The 16,001-nt window shown below is 37.7% G+C and carries 21 protein-coding genes; 16 read left to right on the forward strand and 5 right to left on the reverse strand.

Annotated elements, in window-relative coordinates; translation table 11 throughout:
- Nucleotides 1-154: 154 nt before the first annotated feature.
- The 11 genes from ACTQZM_RS05770 to ACTQZM_RS05820 all read left to right on the forward strand — a co-directional run bounded on the left by ACTQZM_RS05770 (nt 155) and on the right by ACTQZM_RS05820 (nt 5,362).
- Nucleotides 155-400: a hypothetical protein gene (locus ACTQZM_RS05770; protein ID WP_441653164.1), complete on the forward strand. Its 246-nt coding sequence runs from the start codon at nt 155-157 to the stop codon at nt 398-400.
- Nucleotides 401-445: 45 nt separating this feature from the next.
- Nucleotides 446-667: a hypothetical protein gene (locus ACTQZM_RS05775; RefSeq protein WP_441653165.1), complete on the forward strand. Its 222-nt coding sequence runs from the start codon at nt 446-448 to the stop codon at nt 665-667.
- A gap of 126 nt (nt 668-793) precedes the next feature.
- On the forward strand, nt 794-991 hold the full coding sequence (locus ACTQZM_RS05780) for a hypothetical protein (protein WP_171313907.1): 198 nt from the start codon (nt 794-796) through the stop codon (nt 989-991).
- Nucleotides 957-1,172 carry a hypothetical protein gene (locus ACTQZM_RS05785; RefSeq protein WP_441653166.1) on the forward strand — a complete coding sequence of 72 codons (216 nt, stop codon included), beginning with the start codon at nt 957-959 and terminating at the stop codon, nt 1,170-1,172. Before ACTQZM_RS05780 ends, ACTQZM_RS05785 begins: the two co-directional genes overlap by 35 nt.
- On the forward strand, nt 1,169-1,414 hold the full coding sequence (locus ACTQZM_RS05790; protein ID WP_441653167.1) for a hypothetical protein: 246 nt from the start codon (nt 1,169-1,171) through the stop codon (nt 1,412-1,414). The genes ACTQZM_RS05785 and ACTQZM_RS05790 overlap by 4 nt, the downstream gene beginning before the upstream one ends.
- Nucleotides 1,414-2,340, forward strand: coding sequence for a phage replisome organizer N-terminal domain-containing protein (locus ACTQZM_RS05795; RefSeq protein WP_441653168.1), 927 nt, complete (start codon nt 1,414-1,416; stop codon nt 2,338-2,340). The genes ACTQZM_RS05790 and ACTQZM_RS05795 overlap by 1 nt, the downstream gene beginning before the upstream one ends.
- Nucleotides 2,341-2,582: 242 nt before the next feature.
- Entirely contained in the window at nt 2,583-3,428 is an 846-nt protein-coding gene (locus ACTQZM_RS05800) for an ATP-binding protein (RefSeq protein ID WP_441653169.1), read from the forward strand.
- Between the two features lie 16 nt (nt 3,429-3,444).
- Entirely contained in the window at nt 3,445-3,777 is a 333-nt protein-coding gene (locus ACTQZM_RS05805; protein WP_441653170.1) for a hypothetical protein, read from the forward strand.
- The gene (locus ACTQZM_RS05810; RefSeq protein WP_441653171.1) at nt 3,770-3,937 is read left to right on the forward strand and encodes a hypothetical protein; all 168 of its coding nucleotides are present in this window, start codon (nt 3,770-3,772) and stop codon (nt 3,935-3,937) included. Before ACTQZM_RS05805 ends, ACTQZM_RS05810 begins: the two co-directional genes overlap by 8 nt.
- Before the next feature lie 74 nt (nt 3,938-4,011).
- On the forward strand, nt 4,012-4,554 hold the full coding sequence (locus tag ACTQZM_RS05815) for a hypothetical protein (protein WP_441653172.1): 543 nt from the start codon (nt 4,012-4,014) through the stop codon (nt 4,552-4,554).
- A 334-nt stretch (nt 4,555-4,888) separates the two neighbouring features.
- Nucleotides 4,889-5,362 (forward strand): ArpU family transcriptional regulator, encoded by a 474-nt coding sequence (locus ACTQZM_RS05820; protein WP_441653173.1) that lies wholly within the window; start codon nt 4,889-4,891, stop codon nt 5,360-5,362.
- Nucleotides 5,363-5,374: 12 nt separating this feature from the next.
- Here ACTQZM_RS05820 and ACTQZM_RS05825 read toward each other — a convergent pair whose 3' ends face one another.
- A complete protein-coding gene (locus tag ACTQZM_RS05825; protein WP_060470583.1) occupies nt 5,375-5,557 on the reverse strand; it encodes a hypothetical protein in 183 nt (60 codons plus the stop codon).
- 120 nt (nt 5,558-5,677) lie between these two features.
- Nucleotides 5,678-5,809: a putative holin-like toxin gene (locus ACTQZM_RS05830; RefSeq protein WP_322401173.1), complete on the reverse strand. Its 132-nt coding sequence runs from the start codon at nt 5,807-5,809 to the stop codon at nt 5,678-5,680.
- 892 nt (nt 5,810-6,701) lie between these two features.
- Between ACTQZM_RS05830 and ACTQZM_RS05835 the strand changes: the two genes are divergently transcribed.
- The 4 genes from ACTQZM_RS05835 to ACTQZM_RS05850 all read left to right on the forward strand — a co-directional run bounded on the left by ACTQZM_RS05835 (nt 6,702) and on the right by ACTQZM_RS05850 (nt 9,394).
- Entirely contained in the window at nt 6,702-6,911 is a 210-nt protein-coding gene (locus tag ACTQZM_RS05835; protein ID WP_441653174.1) for a hypothetical protein, read from the forward strand.
- A gap of 39 nt (nt 6,912-6,950) precedes the next feature.
- Nucleotides 6,951-7,175, forward strand: a complete 225-nt coding sequence (locus ACTQZM_RS05840; protein WP_168931843.1) for a DUF2922 domain-containing protein — start codon at nt 6,951-6,953, stop codon at nt 7,173-7,175.
- 82 nt (nt 7,176-7,257) lie between these two features.
- A complete protein-coding gene (locus ACTQZM_RS05845) occupies nt 7,258-7,809 on the forward strand; it encodes a TetR family transcriptional regulator (RefSeq protein ID WP_087663316.1) in 552 nt (183 codons plus the stop codon).
- Between the two features lie 601 nt (nt 7,810-8,410).
- A complete protein-coding gene (locus ACTQZM_RS05850) occupies nt 8,411-9,394 on the forward strand; it encodes an aldo/keto reductase (protein ID WP_441653175.1) in 984 nt (327 codons plus the stop codon).
- A gap of 351 nt (nt 9,395-9,745) precedes the next feature.
- Here the strand turns inward: ACTQZM_RS05850 and ACTQZM_RS05855 are convergent, their stop codons facing one another.
- Nucleotides 9,746-11,050, reverse strand: a complete 1,305-nt coding sequence (locus ACTQZM_RS05855) for a 2-hydroxycarboxylate transporter family protein (RefSeq protein WP_441653176.1) — start codon at nt 11,048-11,050, stop codon at nt 9,746-9,748.
- A gap of 9 nt (nt 11,051-11,059) precedes the next feature.
- Entirely contained in the window at nt 11,060-12,712 is a 1,653-nt protein-coding gene (locus ACTQZM_RS05860) for a malolactic enzyme (protein ID WP_441653177.1), read from the reverse strand.
- A gap of 100 nt (nt 12,713-12,812) precedes the next feature.
- Here ACTQZM_RS05860 and ACTQZM_RS05865 point away from each other — a divergent pair, with 100 nt between their 5' ends.
- A complete protein-coding gene (locus ACTQZM_RS05865; protein WP_441653178.1) occupies nt 12,813-13,700 on the forward strand; it encodes a LysR family transcriptional regulator in 888 nt (295 codons plus the stop codon).
- Between the two features lie 58 nt (nt 13,701-13,758).
- Here ACTQZM_RS05865 and ACTQZM_RS05870 read toward each other — a convergent pair whose 3' ends face one another.
- Entirely contained in the window at nt 13,759-15,957 is a 2,199-nt protein-coding gene (locus ACTQZM_RS05870) for a glycosyltransferase (protein WP_441653179.1), read from the reverse strand.
- Between the last annotated feature and the right edge of the window lie 44 nt (nt 15,958-16,001).

The raw sequence follows: 16,001 nt of genomic DNA on the forward strand, positions 1-16,001 counted from the left end.
TTAGATGAATACGGCGGGGCGATGGTGTTCTTGAATGGCTTTAGAGAAATTTTATCGAAATACAACCTAACGCCCGAATTAATTGCCAATATTTTAGAAAGGGGTGCAGATCATGAACATATTCAGCCAAGAAGCAACGCAGGAATTGCAAACAATGATAACTGAAATAATTAGAAAAGAATTGCCTCTTGTGGTTGCTGAGGTAGTCAGGGAGCAGATACAGCCACAAGGATATATCAAGGCGGAAAGAGTTAGAAAAGAATTGCTAGACAACATAGCACCGCAGACGCTAGAAGAATTTAAAGCGCTGGGTTTAAAGTCTTACAAGATGACTAGCCCACGCATGACATTTTACAAGAAGTCAGATATAGACAAGTTTATGATGCAATTTGAACAATAGAAAAATTATATCGAGCGTACACAAGAAAAGAGAGGAAGGCTAAACATGAACGAATCAGATTTAGAATACTATCACAAACAACTAACACAAGCCATTGATAAACTGGCCACGCTTGCAAGCTTTGACGAGTCTACAAAGTGCATTGAATGGAAAGACGGCAAAGAAATTCATTTGAATAAGTATGAAGTTGTTAGAAATACAGTAAAAGAAGTAATTGACGAATTGGAAGTAATCGAACTAGTTTACTTCATTGAATCAGAAAGCTAGAGGCATCGAGTAAATGAATTTCAGGGCAATAAAAAAAGGCTTACCCACCCGACCAAAGGAAGTAGCCTTACAAGCTATAAAATGCTTTTATTGCCCTTATTTTACCAAAGACAAGGGGGCATTTCAATGTATAAACGAAATATTTTACTAGGGTTGTTAGTGGGGCTAGGCATCGCGACCATCGCAACACCTAAAATTATTCTATTCATCGCTATTGTTGCGATGCTTTTATTGATACTAGATTTTGATGAATATCAATTGAACGATATTTTGAAGGGAGCTGATCAGCATGGAAAAAACCATTCAAACATTAAAGCTAGATAATAGAGAATTGATTGAGGAGTTAAACGAAATTAATTGCAGAAATACAAATATTATCAGAGAACTTCTTGGAAAAGCAAGAGATAGAGAAGTAGGACAAGCGCTAAAAGAACTAAGCGACAACAACAGAAGATTAATCAAAGTAATTACAATTTTAGAATACTTAGAGGAGTTAGAGAAATGAATATTAAAGAACTTAGAAAAATCACTAGTACAGATAAATTCACAGAAATGCCACTATCAACACAAGCGTATTATTTTCATTTATTCATCAACGCCGACAAAGATAATTTTGTGCAAAACCCTAAAGCAATTCAGAGGTTTATAGATGCTGATGATGACGAGATAGAAATATTAGAAGATGAAAACTATATTGTAAAATACGAAAGTTATGGCGTAATTTTGAATGATTTGAGGGAGATTTAATGACAGATAATAAAAAATATTATTACTTAAGATTAAAAGAAAATTTTTTTGATAGCGATGAAATAATTATGCTTGAAAGCATGGAAAAGGGCTATCTATATAGCAACATACTTCTTAAATTGTATTTAAGAAGCCTTAAAAATGAGGGTAAATTGATGTTCAATGACAGGATACCGTTCAATATAGATATGTTATCCCGAGTTACTAGACATAGTGAGAATGATGTTGAACAAGCTTTACGCATATTTGAAGAATTGAAACTTGTTGAAATTTTAGACAATGGAGCTATTTTCATGAGTGACATTCAGAACTTCATAGGCAAAACAACGACGGAAGCAGACAGAAAAAAAGCTTATAGGCGTAGAATTAACGCTGAAAAAGAACAAATAAAACAAAATAATGGAGAAAATAAAAATAACAACATTATTGCTAGTGGTGGTGTTTCAGGACATTTGTCGGACATTTGTCCAGACAAACGTACACCAGAGAAAGAGATAGAACTAGAGATAGAGAAAGAGAAAGAACTACAACAAGAGACAGAGGCAAGCGGTCAATTGTCGTTGTCGTTGTTGTTTGAATTTTGGGAGAGTAACGGTTTTGGGATGCTTGCACCAAAGACAAGACAAGACCTTGCTTATTGGGTTAAAGATTTTCAAGAGATAGGAGCAACCGAACAAGAAGCGCTGGAACTCATTCAAGAAGCTTTGAACCTTGCTATTAACGCAAATGCACGACGCTATAACTATGTGAATGGCATTCTTAAAAATTGGGAGGCAAAGCGCTATACAAACGTTAAGCAAGTCAACGCAGATCGTAAAGCAAGTGCAGGAATGCGAAAAGATATGACAGACAGACAGCGCGAAGATTATGAAAAAGTCGAGCGTGAAGCGATGGAGAACCCGAACAGCATATACAATGCGTTTTAGTGTTTAAAATCGTTTATCAGGCGTTTTGAATTGTCTGAGTGTAAATTATACTAGATTAGATTTAAAACGCCTTAGAGAAGAAACTAGATAGCAAAATGCGCTAATTTCTCTAGAACATAATCACGGAATAAAGAAAAACGAGTTGAAATATCTTCCTAAGGGTATTACACCCCCTAAGCTAACAAATTGATTTTAAAACCTAACTACAGGGAAAAGACGAGCAAAAAAGGAGCGTGGGTATTTTGGAAATAGCAGAACCATTCAAGAAGATGTACGGGGGCATTGTTGAAGCAGGTATTTGCCCCGTATGTGGTAACACTATGTACAAATGGGCGAAACCTACAAAGACAGCGAAAAGAGATGGCGCGGTTTGCCCGAGATGCAAATATATTCAGCAAGCAACCGAACAGCAGAAGCGCGATGAAGAAATTTATATCCAAAAGCAAAAAGAAAAACAATTAAATTACATGAAACGCAATTCAATTGTGAATGATAATATAACATTGAACTATACTTTAGAAACTTACAAAAATGACAACAGAGAAAGCGAGCAAGCAAAAATCAATGCTAAGTTTTGGCTTGATGCATTAGAGAAAAAACCCGTGCATATTGTACTTACTGGAGGCACTGGAGTAGGTAAAACACATTTAGCGGTAGCCATCGCCAACGAGTACCTCAAACGGTCAGACTATACAAAGAAAGTTATAGTAATCAACTATAGGGAGCTTCTAGAACAATTGAAGATAGGTTTTAACGATCCTAAAGTATACAAAGAATTACAAGGTTATCTCATGCAGGAAGTGAAGAAAGCTGATTTTGTGGTTATAGATGATTTAGGGGCAGAGCTGGGAGCAATAGAAAACCGAGCAACACCCACACAATACAATTTAGACACATTACAAAGCATTGTAGAAGCACGTTTGAACAAGGCAACACTATTCACAAGTAACTTTAATTCTAAGGAGTTACGTTTAGCATACGGCGAGCGTATATTTTCAAGAATTATGAACAACTCAAGCTATAAAGGGCAACTACTAGCATTTAGATTTGTTAAAACACAAGATAGACGGGTTAAGAGTGATTTTTAAACAAGGGAGGCAAGCGATGAAGCAATTAAACGATATTGAAACAAAAGTACTTGAATTAATTTCATATAGCGCAGATTGCCCGACATCATGCGAGTATATAGCAAGTAACGCAGGCATTACAGAAAGGACAACAAAGAAAGTTATCAATAGCCTAATTTTGAAGGGCGTTCCTATTCTAGGCGGTAGGGGCGTAGATGGCAAAAAGTCAGGCTATTATATCCCACGAACAGAGGAAGAGCGACAAGATGGCTTGCGTTCATTTACTAACCAAATTAAAGAGATGATCAAACGACAAAAAGCACTTGAAGCCATCGACCTTACAACGTGGAGGAATGCAGAATATGAATGAACTAATCAGCGACAAACTAACAAAGGCGCTTGACTTTGCAGAACAATTGAAGCGAGCCACATTATACGATGAACAAAGAGCGAACAAAGAAGAATTGCTATATATTGCAGATAATCAAATAACGTTACTCATGCAAGTTTTGCGATTGCTGGAAGAGTAACCTAATATTTTGAAAACTTGTAAAAACTTGTCATTTGAAAGGGGTGTTGCCTATGATTGTCTAGGCGGTGGAAGATGGCAACTAATAAATCACTTTACAACTACTACAAAATACTACTTTTAAAAATTAATAGCATTAAAGGAGATAAGATAATTATGAAAAAAACAATTCTTGATCAATTTAAAAATATTAGAACATTGAACGAATATTATAGACAAGAAACAAAGAAAGTATACGACAATATTTATTTGTCAGAGATTGGAAAAGGCGAAAAGATAGACAAGTTGAAAAAAGAATACAATGAAAAATTAGCTAGTTATAAAAAAATAGTAATTAATGAACTTTCTAACGCATTAGAAAAAATGACATTGCCTACTGATATAGTTACTAGTGAAGACGCCACTTATCAATTGAAATTCAACAATGCCTTGATTATGTTTAAAGATGGTCTAGTAAACGAAACAGCTGGGCTGAACATTATCAATCAATTCAAAGATGATACAGTCGCATTAAATGCTTTTAGCGCTTATTTATCGCGACGAAAGGACGAGCTAAGTAATAAATTATCCGATGTGATTTTTGGCATTTCTGACAAACGGCAAGTAATTGAAAAATGAATGGTTTGATTGATAGTGTTAGTAGAATTGATGTTGATTATTTATTTAACCTAGATAGTGACGATGATAACATTGTTGATAGTGATTTATACCTAAGTGGTTACGAGGATATAATAAACACATTTAGCGATGATATGCAGGCTATTATAAAATAAGATGGGGGCGATGCTACCCACCTACCCCTATTTTTTGAGGTTCACGCCGTCACTGCACATTTTTTCTCACGCGACTTTTTGAGCATAAAAAAATAGCCCTAGAAAACTAGGACTAAAGAAAAAACTTGATTTCTAAGCTAAACAGCGCTTGAATAAATTATATCATAAGGGGCGGTAATATGGCAAAGTTTGATTTGAACAAATACAAGAAAGACAATGAAAATGAAGTTGATTATCATAAAACTAAAGATAATTTAAAAGTATTTTTGAGCGCTTATTTAAAAGCAAGGGAGCGCGTAGGAATGCCAAGAGAGCCAAAATTGACAGCTACATTGTCAGAGATACCCGTTTCAAGTGGTAGAGTATCAAAAGAAGCAGAGGACATTCTTATATACAACGAGCAGGCAAAAGAAGAATTTTTAGAATTACATGAACTTTTTATTAGAGGGTACAGCGCTATTCAACACCCATTTAAGCCTGACATTGCAATGCGTAGGAAAAAGATATTTATGGATCGTTTCGTTTATGGATATCCGATTTTTATGGTCGCTGAAAGAAATCATATCAGCGAATATCTTGTGAGTACTGAAAGTAATGAAGCTATCGCACAATTTTGCAATGAATTAGATATTTTGGAATATAAAAAGGGTTAGCCAATTGATAGGCTAGCCCTTTAATTGTTCGCGTCTTTCTTGAATGTAGCTTTCAAATAGTTGTAAATCTTCTTCAGTCGCATAATTTAAAATGAATAGTTTGCCTGATCGTTTATAAGCTTGTTGATTAGTCTTTGCACGGTTCTTTTCTCTATACTTACGGTTAGCGATGGTTTGTTTATTTTCTGATTGCATCGCTTGCACCTCTTTTCTAAACATGATATAGTGTAAATAGAAAAAGGTTAGCACCGTTTGAAGACGGTAGCGGAATTTTTGTGACTAGATAGCCGTAAACCCTGCTAAAAGTTTAGACGGCTATTTTTTATTGTCTTTATTGTTCACTAGCACGATTAACGTCGCAAATGCAATCATTAAGCTTAGTGCTTCATAAACAGACATTGTGCAATTTCCTTTCTTCAGAATGTGAGTAAGAGTTTTTACACTCATAAGCACCACCCCCAGAAATGAGAATTGCTAACCGTCTTTAACTTTACTAACCTTATGAGTTTATTATAATGTATACGGTAAACAAACACAATAGTTTTTGAAATATTTTTTCGCTTAGTTGGTATTTTCTAACTAAGCTTTTTTATTTGCTTGTTTTCGCCTTAGATTGCTGATTAATTGCAACGCTGAGAGCATTCAAATAGCTAGGCAATATATTTATACCCCTAAGCACTCAAACGCCTAGAAACGTGTTTATTTAGGTTATATGAGAGCATAAAAAAAGAGGTGACCGTCAGCACAGGGAGTACAAGCCCCCAGGGTGCCAGGATTACCTCTTTTCACTTATTATATCAGAATACACATCTATTTCAAGTGCTGGAGCTTCTTTCTGATTAGTTAGGGTATTTATATTACTAACCGAAATACATTGCCTAGAGTGTTTAAACTTGCCATTTCTTACCCCTTAAAAAGAGGCTGACCCAAAAGTATTTTAGCAAGATAACTAAAAAAAGAAATCCTTACGATGAAATAAACAATTAATAATAAACAAAGAAAATCCGAATATTCAACTTGATTACTCATAAAATCAACGATGAATATTCGGATTATTTAGATACTCATTTTTTATAAGAGACTAATGGGTCAGCCCCAACATCATTCAACTTCTTTCTTGTATACGCCCGATAATTATTTTTTTGAACCACTTTTTGAACATCATTTTGAACTAAAAGCCTATTATATTGTATTTGTGTTTATTTATTTAAAAATCATGGAAGTGCGCTTGTATCATGGGTTTGTTGGTATTTGTTTATTTTTGCTTGTTAGTTAAAAACATAAAAGATGTAAGACATACGTATGAATTACTCAATAAACAAGCAAAGGATGAAGAAACATGAAAGCATTTATCAACAACAAACTAACTATTTTAGTGAATGATCCTAACCAAGAAAAGGCAATTAGCCAAACTTTTCCAAATGTCGTGGAAACTTATGATGAAACAAAAGCCCAACAATTTGCCCAAGCTTTGATGAAATTAGCCCCAGCAAATAGCGAAGTTGTCAGCATCATCGAAACCACGCAACGTAAGATTATCGCCAAATAAAAATGGCTTAGAATATAAGAAATATTGGAGGAATCAAACATGAAAAAATTATACCTAACTTTTGAAAATGAAAATGGCAAAAAAACAAGCATCACACCTAAAGTCTTTGCGGAAAATTTAGAGGCTGATGTGGTACGCCAAGCAATGGATGAAATGGCTGGACTTGGCATTTTCCATAAAGATGAGTACGGTTTATACACCAAAGTTGCCGGTGCGCGCTACGTAGAAACGATCGAAACACCATTATTTAGTGTCGATAAATAATTTTTTAGAGAGGCAGTCCAATCTGTCTCTCTTTGTCGTGTTATAATGAAGTCAAAGTATAGGTTATGAGAGGATTGAGAATATGGATACAAAAACAATTTTTGGAGAAAGCTTACTTGCATTAAATAAAACAAAAGATTTAGATAAAATTACAATTTCAGATATTTTGAAGAAGGCTGGTTTTAGTCGTCAAACTTTTTATAATCATTTTGCCGATAAATATGAACTGATTCAATATGTATACAAGCAAATGATTATCCCAACTTTTGATCATTTGTCTGCAGATTTTGATTTTACGGCGAATATGTTGGTTGCTTATCAAAACATGCAAAATCATCGGAAATTTATGCAGCAAGCTTGCCGGTTCAAAGATCAAAATAATTTGCAGGAATATATCTTTTATCACTGCTATAATTTTGACTTAGCTTGGTACCAATTATTGTTTAAAGGTCCGCTCCCAACCGAAGTACTGCTGGCTTGTCAATATCATGCCCACGCTTGCACCCATCTAACACTAGAGTGGATAGAAGACGGCACTTTTGACTACCAAGAAATCGTCGAAAGCATCGTCAACACCCGCAAAGCCAGCCTCAACCCCCTCTTTGAAAAACACAACAAACCAATGCCGTATTAAACCAAGGATGTGAGGTAGCTTGGGCAGACATGAGAAAATTCGTGTTTACCCACCGATGAGAAAATCAGTCAGCTTTAAAGATTTTCACAATCGGCGGGGCAAATTTTCAAAATGTCTAGCTACCGAACACAGATTAAAAAAGGTCGTGAGAAGGGTCGAACAGCTACAAGCAGCTAAGTTTGTCCGGAATGACAGGAAAATCCACTATTTTTAAGATTTTCCTAGGCAGGCCGGCTTAGATGCGATGTAGCTACCCTTCGAACGCCGTAAACCAAGGATGTGAAGCGACTCGGTCAGCTACGAGCAAAAGGTTATCAATCAACTTGGGCAAATACGAGAAAATTCATGTGTTACCTACTGCTAAGAAAATCGGATGAAAGGAGATTTTCTTAAGCAGGAGGGTGAATTTTCCGAGTATTTAGTTGATTGATACCGATAAGGATAAGTTTGTCCAGAACGTTGGGAAAGTCCAAGAAGTAAAGACTTTCCCAGACGGATTGCTTAGATGTTCAAAACTTGATTTTTTCGTGAAATTGTCTATTATCTTTGCATTTTTCTTGCGTTATACTAAAGCTATCAAGGACAAAGTGAGGGAAAGAGGATGGAATTAAGAAAATTTGGTTTAACAGATTTGATGGTATCGCAAGTTTGTCTTGGTTGTATGGGATTTGGTGAGGCAAATAGTGGGATGCATGCCTGGACGGTGGATTATCCAACTTCTGCGCGCTTAATTCATGAGGCTCAAGGGCTAGGCATCAATTTTTTTGATACTGCGATGAGTTATCAAAATGGTACGAGCGAAGAATTCTTAGGGCGTGCTTTGAAAGAAAATAATAGCCGTGAAAAAAGTGTGATTGCGACTAAGTTCATGCCGCAAATACATAGCCAATTGTATCCAGAATTAGCACCAAAAGCTTATATTGAACGCTGTTTGGAAGATAGTTTACGCCGCCTACAAACGGATTATATCGATTTATATATTATGCACGCTTGGGATGAAAGTATTGCGCCACTTGAATTGATGACGATTTTAGATGGTTTGGTAAAAAGTGGCAAGGTACGTCATATCGGGGTGTCAAACGCGTTTAGTTGGCAAGTCGCTCAAGCTAATGAAATCGCCAAAGCACATGGGTTGACGCCGTTTGCATCGATGCAAGGTCATTATAATTTGATTTTTAGAGAAGAAGAACGTGAAATGTTGCCGTACTGCCAAAAAGAAGGAATGGCCTATACACCTTATAGTTCGCTAGCTTCTGGTCGTTTGGCTCGTCTGACTTCCGATTCGAAACGTGCGCAATTAGATACTTACGCCAAAGGAAAATATGAAGCGACTAAAGACCAAGATCAAACAATAATCCAACGAGTTGCGGAATTAGCCGAAAAGAAAAACACGAGCATGAGTGCTATTGCTTTGACCTGGTTAATGCAAAAAGGCACCTTTCCAATTATGGGTGTTACCAAAGACCGACATTTGACTACCTTATCACAATTAGAGTGTGTCACCTTAACCCCAGAAGAATGCCAATATTTAGAAGAAAATTACCATGCCCACGACCTAGTAGGAATGATGAAATCAAGGATGTGAAGCGACTCGATCAGCTACGAGTAAAAGGTTATCAATCAACTTGGGCAAATACGAGAAAATTCATGTGTTACCTTCTGCTAAGAAAATCGGATGAAAGGAGATTTTCTTAAGCAGGAGGGTGAATTTTCCGAGTATTTAGTTGATTGATACCGATAAGGATAAGTTTGTCTAGAACGTCGGGAAAGTCCGAGAAGTAAAGACTTTCCCAGACGAGCTGGCTTATACGCCGAAGTAGCTAGTCGCTGAACACAGATTAGAAAAAGGATGTGAGCCGGGTCGGTTAGCTTTGATGAAAATTGAAATAGATAGACAAAACGAGAACCTCCGAATCAAAAAGAGGTTCTCGTTTTTTTAAGTCATAAATAATTGGATTAAAATACCGGATAGAATTAAGATAATCGCACCGCCAAGTCGGTTTCCCATTTGTGCAAAGGCGATGAGTTCCATACGATTGCTAGCAGATAGCACCGCGACATTTCCGGTACCGCCCATACTGTTATTGCACATTCCAGCAGTAATCATGGACTCAACTGGATAAAGACCGAATAATTTACCGAATATACCGGCTGCTACAGAGATTACCGTCACACTTACGACACAAAGTACGACAAATTGCCAAGTTAACGCTTGAGCTAAGACATTTAAGTTTAATAAGGCAATCCCAATCGCAGCTAAGACTGCCGCGGTTAAATTTTTGACAATTAGTTGGTTAAACATAACAGCTGACTCTTGATAATAACTAGGAATAAAATTAAAAGCTTTACAGATAAAAACAACAATAATCATAAACGCATAAGCATGAACTTTCGGTACAAAATAATTCAAAATACTTCCACTTAAGAAAAAGGCGATAGATAAGGCAAGTCCCACGCCCATTTTGGCAATATCTAATTTTGGTGCAGGCTGATTTAAATCAACATCAATCTTCATCAAAATTCCATGGCCATTTTGTTTAGGAAAGTTTTCGCCAATTTTGCTGGTCATAGCCGCAAAAATAATCGCCAGTACATTACATAAAGCAGAAGCCGGAATCAAACGTGAAATCACCGCTGCTGAAGAAGTGTGTAGGCTACCTGCATAAATACTAGAGAGTGGCACGACACCAGCACCGATTCCGCCCGCCATCGCAGGAAAAGCTACATACATCACCGAGTCTTTGAAGCCATTTCCTAAAAGCATGCCCACTAGACCGACAGCAAAAAAGCAACTAACCATTGAAAGAAGGGCAACCGGGATAAAACGTACCGCTGCTTTCACTAATAAATCACGGTTCATTCCTAAAATACTCCCTGTAATCAAAGCCGCAATATAAAAGTCCAAAAAGCCCATGTGGTTGACAAAATCTTTGGTTAAATCCACCGCACTATCTGGCAAAATATGGAAAGTGGCGATGGCAGCACTAGCAAAGATACAAAAGACCGCACCGCCGCCAAGATATGTTTTGACAATAGGAATTTTGGTCCCTAGAAAATGGAAGAGATTGCCTAATAATACTAAGACGGCTAAGGCACCTAGAATATTATGTGGTAATTTATCTACGCTTAACGCTAAGATTAAAACAAGTAATAAAATAAGATAAACTGGAAGGGAGATGCCGGCAATTTTGACCGACATCCATGATTCAAGTTTGTTTTTTTCACGAGTCAATTCCATCATCTCCACTCCTTATATATCCAATTCGCGGTATTCAGGAGTCCATTTCATGTCTGCCACGGCTTGTTTGACATCTTTTATTTCTTCGCGGTTTAAGCCTTGATCGACCACGTTTTGCGCCACGATTTCAGCAATTTTTTGGGAGAATTCGGTGATTTTAGCAACAGGTGGTAAAATGGCTGCCCCTGGTTTACTACTATCAACAATTCCTCCTAGGGCACGGCTTGCTTTGGCTAAGATTTCTCCATTGACGCGAGTGGCAGTAGAAGCAATCAATCCAAGTCCTAATCCTGGGTACATTAAGGCATTGTTTGCTTGCCCGATTTGATAAGTTACCCCTTTGTAAGTCACGTCTGCTGCAGGGATACCAGTTCCGACCAACGCACGTCCATCTGTCCAAGCAAGCAAATCAGCGGCTTTAGCTTCAGCCAGTTTGGTTGGATTGGATAATGGGAAGATAATAGGTCTTTTCGTATGTGCAGCCATTTCTTTGACGATACTTTCAGTAAATGTTCCTGGTTGTGTTGAAGTACCAATTAAAATCGTTGGGTGTACAGCTTTCACAATGGCTTCTAGATTGGTTAATTCATCAGCATTTTCAAATTCGCTTCGTTCGCGGACAAAAGCTTTTTGACCAGGTGTTAAATCTTTGGTATCACTAAATAGCAAACCTTGTTTATCCACGAGATAGAAATGTTTGCGCGCTTCTTCTTCACTCAAACCACTTCTTACCATTTCTTCAAAAATCAAATTACAAATCCCTACACCAGCAGTTCCGGCACCAAAATTTAAGATAACTTGGTCTTTTAAGTCTTCTTTAGAGATATTTAACGCACCAAAGATTCCGGCCATTACAACAAGTCCAGTTCCTTGAATATCATCATTGAAGGTGGTTAATTGATCTTGATATTTATCTAGAATTTTTGCGGCATTGCTTCGGCCAAAGTCTTCCCAGTGTAATAAAATTTCAGGGAATAATTTTTCAGTAGTACGCACGAATTTTTCAATAAAAGCATCATATTTTTCACCGTAAATTCTTTCATGACGGTTCCCTAGATATAATGGGTTGTCGAGTAAGGCTTGATTATTTGTACCAGCATCAATAGAAACAGGCAACACTTGGCTAGGATTGATACCAGCGGCGGCCGTGTAGACCATTAATTTTCCAATGGCAATATCGACGCCGTTCACTCCCCAGTCACCCATTCCTAAAATTCCTTCTGCATCTGTGACGACGATTAAGCGAATATCACGACCCGCTGCGGCATTTTTTAATGTAGCTTCGATGTTTTCAGGTTCGTCCACTGATAAGAAGGCGGCATCTTGTGGTTTTAGGAAGATTTCGTTGTATTGTTCGATGGATTCAGCCACCACTGGATCATAAACAACCGGCATAAATTCTACTAAATGTTCATCAATTAAGGCATAGAATAAGGTGCGGTTGGTATTGAATAAGTTCATCAAGAAGATTCGTTTTTCAAGACGTGATTCTTTGCTTAAAAATTGACCATATGCTTGGACTTTTTGTTGTTCCAAGGTTTGGACAGCGCTAGGAAGCATTCCGGTCAAGCCGTATTTTTGGCGTTCTTCTTTGGTAAATGCTGTTCCTTTGTTTAAAAATGGGTTGTTTAAAATTTCAAAACCGTTCATCTTTAGGTCCTCCAATAGTTTGTTTTTCTTTACGTGCGCTACTTTACGCTAAAAAATTTGTTATAGTCAAAAGGATGATTTATAATAAATTATATTTATATGAGAGGTACAGGCGATGAAATTTAAGGATTTGGAGTATTTTCAGCAGTTAGCGAAATTGAAGAGTTATACGAAGACGGCGGCCTTTTTTCAGGTGAAGCAGCCAACGATTACCTATGCCGTCAAGCGTTTGGAAGAGGAAGTACAGACGGAATTGCTTGTGCGGAATCAGTCGCATGCACAAATTCAATTGACACCTGCGGGCAAAATTTTGGCGAAACATGCCCAAAATATCTTAAAAGAACTCGCTTTGGCTAAGCTGGAAATCAATCATTTACAAGATATCCGCGTGCGCTTAGGATTACCGCCCATTATCGGTAATTTCTATTTTCCAAAGGTGTCCAAAGCCTTAGCCGCCCAGCAATTATTAGCCAAACTAGAGATTTCAAATTCTGGTTCACAGGAGTTGTATCAAGCTTTACTCAAAGGGCAACTGGATTTAGCGATGGTTGGTATGTTGAATCCTTTATATGATGACCAAATAGAGATATTACCGATTGCTCAAAAACAGTTTAAGATTGTTGTGGGGCGCCATCATCCACTCGCTAAACAAAAATCAGTCGCCTTTAGTGAGTTAGTAGAGGAAAAATTCGTGGTGTTAAACGAGCAGTATATTCACCCCAAAGCGATGCAAAAATTAGCCAAACAAGCAGGCTTTACCCCAAAAGTCATTTATCAAAATAGCGATTTGAACATTCTAAAAGGGATGATTAAAGAAGGGGTGGGGATTGGATTTTTAGTGGAAATTGCGGTAGATGAGCAAAAAGATGAGCTGGTATGTCTAGAGATTGCCGATAAAAATCAGCCTTCGTTTCATATTTCCTTGTTATCGCGCAAAAATCAGCCAGCCAGTGTGAGCCAACAAGTCGTACAACAAATTTTAGAAGAAAACTTATTATCGTAAAAACAGCCAACTGATAGCTAAAACTGTCAGTTGGCTGTTTGTGTTTCACGTGGAACATTTAACTGTTACGCGTGCTGAAAAGTTGACGGTAATTGGCATGGTGCAAGACTTCCTGCCAATTATCAATGTGGTAAACAAAGGTATCCTGCGACAAAGCCCGCACCAAACTTAACTGAAAATCAATGCCCTGATAGGAAATATTTAGTTTAGGGGCAAATAACAGTGACTCTGCTTGGATAATCAAGTGTTTGGCGATTAGATATTGCAACGTCAAAGTCCCATCTGTAGTGTGAATTTGTTGGAAAATCGGTACTTTGAGTTGTGCTTCTTCTCGCGTCATTTTCGTTTGGACTAAGCGCGTGCGTTGATAAAAAATATTGACAAACCGTCTAAACAAACTGATTTGATGGTCATAATATTGCGGCAAATTTTGATTAAATCCATCATATATATAGCTCAAATATTCGTGATACTGGCTTTTGTTGGTTAAATCCAGATGAACCCCAAAGAGATATTGATCCCCCAGAGGCACCACGCGCACCACTTCACCCATTAAAGTGAGCGGCTGGTGGTCACGCATTAAGGTAAAGGCCATTTTTTGATTGAGCGGCACATTGAGCATTTCTTCATTCATAAAAGAAAGGCCTGCTTCAGAAATATCATGCGTTTGGGTTTGATACAGTTGACCATTGAGCGGAAATTGCAATGGATAACTTGCCTTAAATCGTTCATAACTGCGATAACTTGGACGCCCCACGAAAAAGAGTAGTGCAAAAGTCAGATTAAATAAGTGACTCAGCAACCAAAAACTAATCACGCTACCATAGAAGAGTTCAGTCGGTGTCTTATTAAGATTAAACCGAATTAAGCCAACTAGCGCGAGTAGCCAAAGTAGAAAATGGGGCCAACCATAAAGAATGTCTTTTTTGCTCGCTTTGGCATTTTTATCGGTCACCTTGAAGCGATGTTCGCCCAGGCCAATCCATTGTTTGAATACCGGAATCGTCAAAAACGGTGCGAGAATGGTTTCTTGGATTTCGCCCCAACGTGGTGTGCTCACTTTGCTAGAGACTTCTTTTAGTGCAAGTTTTTGGAAAATTTGGCAAGGAATCCAAAAATACAACAAAGTCCAAAAGTTGGTGTCCACGACTTCCCAACCGAGCAATGTATAACAAATCGGCGCTAAAATAAATACTAATCTCCTTAAAAAACTCCACCAATATAAATAACTATTTAGATAAACAATTTTTTGACCGAAAGATAAGTGTTTATTCGTGAGTAGATGAATATTTCGCACACTTTGGACCACCCCTTGAGCCCAGCGCACACGTTGTTTAATCATGCTTGGGATATCCACAGGAGTCAGTCCACTAGCCATGGGTGAAAGCGTGGATAAATTTTGGTAGCCAGCAATATTCATCCGCGCACCTAATTCGAAATCTTCCGTAATCGTATCGGTTGGAAATCCGCCCGCTTGCATGATGGCTTCACGTGAAAGTACCGTATTCGATCCGGTATAAATCGCCGCACCATGGGCATTGTTTAAAATATTAATTTCCCTTGAGAAAAAGTCTTGCTCATTTGCTACATTTTGTTCGACAAAGAGATTAAATTGGAAAAGGTCCGCATTGTAAAAGCTTTGTGGTGTTTGCACAAGGCCCAGCGGTTTGATTTTCTCATCTTGTCTGCGTTTGTACTGATTCTCCACGAAAAAAGGTACCGTTTCAAGTAAAAAATTACTATAAGGAATCATATCCGCATCAAAAGTCGCCACTAAAGGAGATGTAGTCTGACTCAAAGCGTGATTGAGATTTCCGGATTTGGCATGTTTGTTACCGGTCATACCGATGTGAGTGATGCCGAATTCCTCTGCCAGTGCTTTGACTTCGGGGCGGTTACTATCATCACAAAGATAAATATGTACCTTTTGTTTGTCTGGATACTTCATCTTTACACAGGCATTGACAGTTTTTCTAAGAAGCGCGACATCTTCATTGTGTGTGGCAATCAAGACATCGACATCCGGATAGTCTGTTGCATTGGCCTGTGGTTTGCTTAATTTTTTGGCTTTTTGCTTATTGTAGATCAAGATCATCCCCGTAAAGGTTGAGGCCACTTCACACAACCATAGTAAAACGCCAAATACCAATACCCACCAAGCTTGGTGAAACGGCAAGGTAAAGAGCCCCCGCCAAGCTAAATAAATAACAGAAAACAAAAACGCTAAGGTAAAGACTATACGTTTTGTTAAACTCAAAATATCACCTTCTATTGTTATTAAATATCTATGAATTACAAATT

The organism is Enterococcus cecorum, from assembly GCF_052119425.1.
Lineage (GTDB): Bacteria > Bacillota > Bacilli > Lactobacillales > Enterococcaceae > Enterococcus_E > Enterococcus_E cecorum_C.